The sequence below is a fragment of the Geoalkalibacter sp. genome (genome assembly GCF_030604225.1).
GTDB lineage: Bacteria > Desulfobacterota > Desulfuromonadia > Desulfuromonadales > Geoalkalibacteraceae > Geoalkalibacter.
In genome coordinates, this window is sequence record NZ_JAUVWH010000161.1 from 1 (window position 1) to 5,883 (window position 5,883).

Sequence of the window (5,883 nt, forward strand, 5' to 3'; positions counted from 1 at the left end):
CTCGGCATAGAGCGCCCGCGCCAGACGCTCGACGGCAAAGGCATCGCGCAGCTCGCCGTAGCGCCCTTCGAGTTCCTCGTAGAGCGCCAGGGCCTCGGCGAAGCGACCCAGGCCGACCAGGGCATTGGCGCGGCCGAGTTGCCGCAAATCATCCGTCGCCCCCGGCAGGGCCAGCTCGTCGAGGAGCTTGAGGGCCTGGGCATCGCGCCCCAGGGCAAGCTGGATTTCCGCGTCGAGCAGTTCGAGGTTGGACAAGAGGAGATCGCCCGGCGCCAGGGCCAGGCGCGCCTGGCTCAGCTGGAACGCCGCGCCGTAGGGATCGCCGGTCACGGCCTGGGCATAAGCGCAGAGGTAGCGGGCCCGTGGCTCAAGTGCAACGCCCGGATGACGCTCGACGAAATCGCGCAGGTGATCGCGCGCCGTCGCCAGGGCCCCGGTGCGCAGCAGCGCTTCGCCATGCAGCACGAGAAACGCCTCGCGTTGCGCGCCGCTCAGCGGCACCGGCAGCAGGGCCTGAAGCCCGGCAAGCGCCTTGGTCCAGTCGCCGCGCTGTCCCGCCGTGCGGGCGTCGAGCAGGCGCTGGGAAACTTCGTCGTTGCCGCCGGCCGGCGGCAGGGACAGCGGCTCCAAGGGCGGCAGGGAGAAACGCGGCAGCAATTCGAAGCGCAGCGGCGTCTCGTATTCGGCGAAAAAACGCCGCCAGTCGTCGGCGTAGGCCGAGCGGCGCGTGCGCAGGCTCGACAGGCCATCAGCCTGAGCGCGCACCGTGCCGCCGGCGCGCGGCATGATCGCCAGCCGTCCGCTGCCCTGGGCCTCTTCCCAAAACACCCGCAGCACCACCTGGCCGCGCTGGCGGTCATAATCGGCCTCGGCACGCAGCGGGGGACGGCGGAACAGGACCGAGGCCACCAGGCTGCCGCGCCGATTGATGAACAGGACGCGAATCAGGTCGGCATCTTCCTGGGGATGGCGCACACTGGAGCCCAGGGCCGCGCCGTCCAGGGTCAGGTCAACCCGCTGACCCGACACCGCCACCTGGGGGGACACCGGCGTTGACACGTCAAAAATCAGACGCACCATCCCCGGCGCCTCTTCCTTGGCGAGGCTCGTCACCAGGGCGCCGGGCGCTTGGCCCCAGGCCGCCGTCGCGGCCAGCAGCCAGCAGCAGCCGAACCACCAGACCCTGCGTAAAAAGTTTGAATTAGCCAATCTGCACACCTCCGCAGAGGCTCAGAAAAGCGAAATTCGTGCCAGCGAAACCTGGTCGGCTTTTTGACGCCGCGCCTTCAGGGAGTTTCATGGGTCCCATAGGACCCATGCGACCTATAAAGCTCCCCCCAAAACTTGGCGCGGATTCTGCTAGGACCAGCACAACCAGGTTTGTTTTTTTTAAAATTAGGTATTGCTAATTACAAAACAATTATATAATCTAGAAACCCTGCGGGCGCATTGAGCCATCTCCCGCCAGAACCTTCAAGGGACAGGAACAGCATGGTGAGCGACGACCAGATTGAAATCATCCAGGAATTCGTCCAGGAAAGCCGTGACATGATCGACCAGCTCGAACCGACCATCATCGAGCTGGGCCAGAGCGTCCACGACGTGCAATGCTGGGATACCCTCCACTGCCCGGAAACCGCCTGCCCGCGCCACGGCCGCCATCAGGATTTCCCCTGCTGGCTGGAGATGGGCCACATGGGCGCCGGCAACGGCCGCTGCATCTACACCGAGTCCAAGCAGGACTGCCTCAACTGCCGGGTGTTTCAGCTCATCAACGGCGACGGCAAGACCATGAACGCCATCTTTCGCCTGTTTCACTCCATGAAGGGCAGCGCCGGGTTTCTGGAGCTCGACCACATCACCCGCGTCGCCCACACGGCGGAAAACCTTCTCGATCTGATCCGCAACGGCGGCATCCGCATGCAGACCGCCCATGTGGGCCTGCTGTGCGCGAGCTGCGACTTCGCCAAGGAAGCCCTCGACCAGGTGGAGGAAAACCTCAACGACCAGGGCATGGCCGAGGCCGCCGCGGAGATCGCCGCGCGTCTCGACGAAGCCATTGCCGAAGCGCGGGAGCTGGCGAGCGGCGTGGATGGCCCGTCGCAGGCGTCCAGCCCGGCGGCGGAACCTGTCGCGGCGGATGCGCCGCCCGTCGTGGAGACGCCCGAGGAACCCGTATTCGAGCTGGCCATCACCCCGGAGATGCTGGAAAAGTTCGTGCAGGAAGGCGACGAGCTGCTGCAGAGCGCCGAGCAGGATCTGCTCAGGTGGGAGGAGATTGCCGCCGATCCGCGGATCATCGCCAATCTGTTCCGCAGCGTGCACAGCTTCAAGGGCAACTGCGGCTTTTTCGGCGTGGCGGACATGGAGCGGCTGTCCCACCAGATGGAAACCGTGCTCGATGCGGTCAAATCGGGACAAAATTTCGGCCTGCGCCCCGGCGAGGTCATGCTCGGCCTCATCGACGTGCTGCGCGAGGCCCTCGCGGATCTTTCCCGCGGCGGCAGCGGACGCATCGCCAACCTGCCGGGCTACCTCGCCCAGCTCCAGGGCATCCTGAGCGGCGAAATCGGCGAGACCGCCGCTGAACCCGAACCCCCGCCGACCGCCCAGGCCGTCGCGGAGGCAAGCCCGCCGGCAATTCCGGCAACCGCACCCGCGCGCACCGCGCCCGGCGGCAAGACGGCTCCGGCCGAAGCCAAGCCCGCGGCGACGCCCGCGGCCGCCGCCGGCCAGGCCCCCCTCAAGCGCCAGGACATCCGCGTCGACCTGGAGAAGCTCGACAACCTCATCAACCTCATCGGCGAGATCGTCATCGCCGAAAACATGCTGGTGCGCAATCCCGACCTCGACGGCCTGGAACTGGAGAACTTCCACAAGGCCGGCCAGCACATGAGCAAGCTGGTGCGCGAGCTGCAGGAAACCGCCATGGTCATCCGCATGATCCCGGTGTCCGGCCTGTTCCGTCGCATGATCCGCCTGGTCCACGACATCAGCGCCAAGGCCGGCAAGAAAGTCGAGCTGCGCCTCTCCGGCGAGGAGACGGAGATGGACAAGACGGTCATCGAGACCATCACCGATCCCCTGGTGCATATCCTGCGCAATTCCTGCGACCACGGCGTCGAGCCGCCCGCCGAGCGACTCAAGGCGGGCAAGCCGGAAAAAGGCGTGGTCAAGCTCTCGGCCTGCCACGAGGAAGGCGAGGTGTGGATCACCATCGAGGACGACGGCCGCGGCCTCGACCGCGACAAGCTGCTCGCCAAGGCCATCAGCAAGGGCATGATCGAGGGCGACGGCTCGGATATGTCGGATCGCGCGGTGTACAACCTGATCTTCGCGCCGGGCTTTTCCACCGCCGAGAAGATCACCGACATCTCGGGACGTGGCGTGGGCATGGACGTGGTGCGTCAGAATCTCGACAAGATCAAGGGCCGGGTCGAGGTGCACAGCCGCAAGGGCGAGGGCACGCGCATCAACCTGCGCATCCCCCTGACCCTGGCGATCATCGACGGCATGCTGGTGCGCGTCGGCCAGACCAAGGCCATCGTGCCGACCCTGGCGATCCGCGAGGCCTTTCGCCCTTCTGCCGACGCCCTCACCCACACCCCCGACGGCGATCACCTGGTACGGGTGCGCGAGCGTTTCCTGCCCATGGTGCGCCTGCATGAGATCCTGCGCAAGGAACCCGATTCCTTTCAGGTCGAGGACGGCATCCTCATCGTGCTGGAGAATCAGGACGCCAGCATCTGCCTGCTGGTCGACGAAATCCTCGGCCAGCAGCAGACGGTCATCAAGGGCCTTTCGGACTACATCGGCTCGGTGCGCGCGGTCTCGGGCTGCACCATCCTCGGCAACGGCGAGGTGTGCCTGATTCTCGACGTGGGCAGCCTCATGGAGATCAGCCAGGGCGAAAGCCTGGCGAGCAGTTGATTGAACCGATGAACGATCTGCGCCTCGACACGGCACGGCTAGCGGAAGCTGGCGCCGGCGCCCTCATGTCCATCAGCGACGCGGAGTTCGAGCAGCTGCGCCGTCTGATCAAGGCCCGCTTCGGCATCAACCTCACCGACCAGAAGAAATCCCTGGTGGTGGGGCGGCTGCAAAAGCTGCTGCGCAGCACCGGCTTCGCCAGCTTCGGCGCCTATTACGAGCACCTGGTCAACGACAAGAGCGAAAGCGCTCTCTCGGAGCTGATCAACCGCATCTCCACCAACCACACCTATTTCAACCGGGAAAAGGCACACTTCGACTATTTTCAGCAGACCGCCCTACCCGCCATGGCGGAGGCCCTCAAGCGCCACAACAGCCGCGATCTGCGCATCTGGTGCGCGGGCTGTTCCTCGGGCGAGGAAGCCTACACCCTGCAGATGCTCATGATGGACTACTTCGGCGGCGACTACGCGCGCTGGGACGCGGGGCTGCTCGCCACGGACATCTCCGAGCGGGTGCTCGCCATCGCGCGCGAAGGCATCTATCCCCAGGAGCGGGTCCTGCAACTGCCCGAGGCGCTGCAACGCAAATATTTCCGGCGCCTGCCCGACGGCAGCAGCCAGGTGGTGGAGAGCGTGCGCAAGGAAGTGACCTTTCGCCGCTTCAACCTGATGAACGAGCGGTTTCCCTTCAAGAAACCCTTCCATATCATCTTCTGCCGCAATGTGATGATTTACTTCGACCAACCGACCCGCGAGGCCCTGGTGGGCAAGTTCCATCAGCTCACCGTGCCCGGCGGCTATCTGTTCATCGGCCACTCGGAGACCCTGGGGCGTAGTCATTCCCTGTATCGCTACCTGATGCCCGCCGTATTCCAGAAGGGAGCCTGACCATGATGCAGAAAAAAGTCCGCGTGCTGGTGGTGGATGATTCGGCGCTGGTGCGCCAGATCCTCACCCAGGGCCTGGCCGCCGACCCCGGCATCGAGGTGGTGGGGTCAGCCGCCGACCCCTACCAGGCGCGCGACCGAATCATGCAGCTCAACCCCGACGTGCTGACTCTCGATGTGGAGATGCCGCGCATGGACGGCGTGGAATTCCTGCGCCGCCTCATGCCCCAGCACCCCATGCCGGTGGTCATGGTCAGCTCGCTGACGCAGAAGGGCAAGCAGATCACCATCGACGCCCTGGAGGCCGGAGCGGTGGACTTCGTCGCCAAGCCGACCTCCGACGTCGCCCGCGGCCTACAGGCGATGATGCTCGAACTGCGCGTCAAGGTGAAGATCGCCTCCACCGCCAACGTCTCCCACTGGAAGGCGCAGCGCACGGCGAGCGCCCCGCCGCCGCGCCCGCCCCTGGCAGCCCCCGTGGCCCTGGCCGAATCCACCGACAAGGTCATCGCCATCGGCGCCTCCACGGGCGGCACCGAAGCGATCAAGAAGGTCATCACCCGCTTTCCCGGCACCAGCCCCGGCGTGGTCATCGTCCAGCACATGCCGGCGGGCTTCACCAAGATGTTCGCCGAGCGCCTCAATCAGCTCTGCCCCATGGAGGTCAAGGAAGCGGCGAGCGGCGACCGCGTCATGCCCGGCCGCATCCTGGTGGCGCCGGGCGAAAAGCAGATGCGCGTGATCCGCTCGGGCGGCGTCTATCAGGTGACCTGCGAACCCGGGGAGAAGGTCAGCGGCCATTGCCCCTCCGTCGATGTCATGATGCACTCGGTGGCCAAGCACGTGGGCGCCAACGCCGTGGCCGCCATGCTCACCGGCATGGGCGCCGACGGCGCCGACGGCATGGCGGCCATGCGCCAGGCGGGCGCGCGCTGCATCGCCCAGGACGAGGCGAGCTGCGTGGTGTTCGGCATGCCCAAGGTGGCCTTCGAGCGCGGCGGCGCCGAGAAACTGGTGCCCATCGACGACATCGCCCCGACCCTGCTGCGCCTGCTGAGCGAGAA

At 66.0% G+C, this 5,883-nt stretch carries 4 protein-coding genes; 3 read left to right on the forward strand and 1 reads right to left on the reverse strand.

Features of this window, described 5'->3' with window-relative positions; all coding sequences use genetic code 11:
• Positions 1 to 1,209, reverse strand: a 1,209-nt coding sequence (locus QAT43_RS13750; RefSeq protein WP_305043658.1) for a hypothetical protein, incomplete at its 3' end; no start/stop codon positions are given.
• Positions 1,210 to 1,491: 282 nt separating this feature from the next.
• On the opposite strand from QAT43_RS13750, the gene QAT43_RS13755 reads away from it, so the two are divergent.
• The 3 genes from QAT43_RS13755 to QAT43_RS13765 all read left to right on the forward strand — a co-directional run.
• Positions 1,492 to 3,930, forward strand: a complete 2,439-nt coding sequence (locus tag QAT43_RS13755; protein ID WP_305043659.1) for a chemotaxis protein CheA — start codon at positions 1,492 to 1,494, stop codon at positions 3,928 to 3,930.
• 8 nt (positions 3,931 to 3,938) lie between these two features.
• Positions 3,939 to 4,820 carry a CheR family methyltransferase gene (locus QAT43_RS13760; protein WP_305043660.1) on the forward strand — a complete coding sequence of 294 codons (882 nt, stop codon included), beginning with the start codon at positions 3,939 to 3,941 and terminating at the stop codon, positions 4,818 to 4,820.
• A gap of 5 nt (positions 4,821 to 4,825) precedes the next feature.
• Positions 4,826 to 5,883, forward strand: a 1,058-nt coding sequence (locus QAT43_RS13765) for a protein-glutamate methylesterase/protein-glutamine glutaminase (protein WP_442900270.1), incomplete at its 3' end; no start/stop codon positions are given.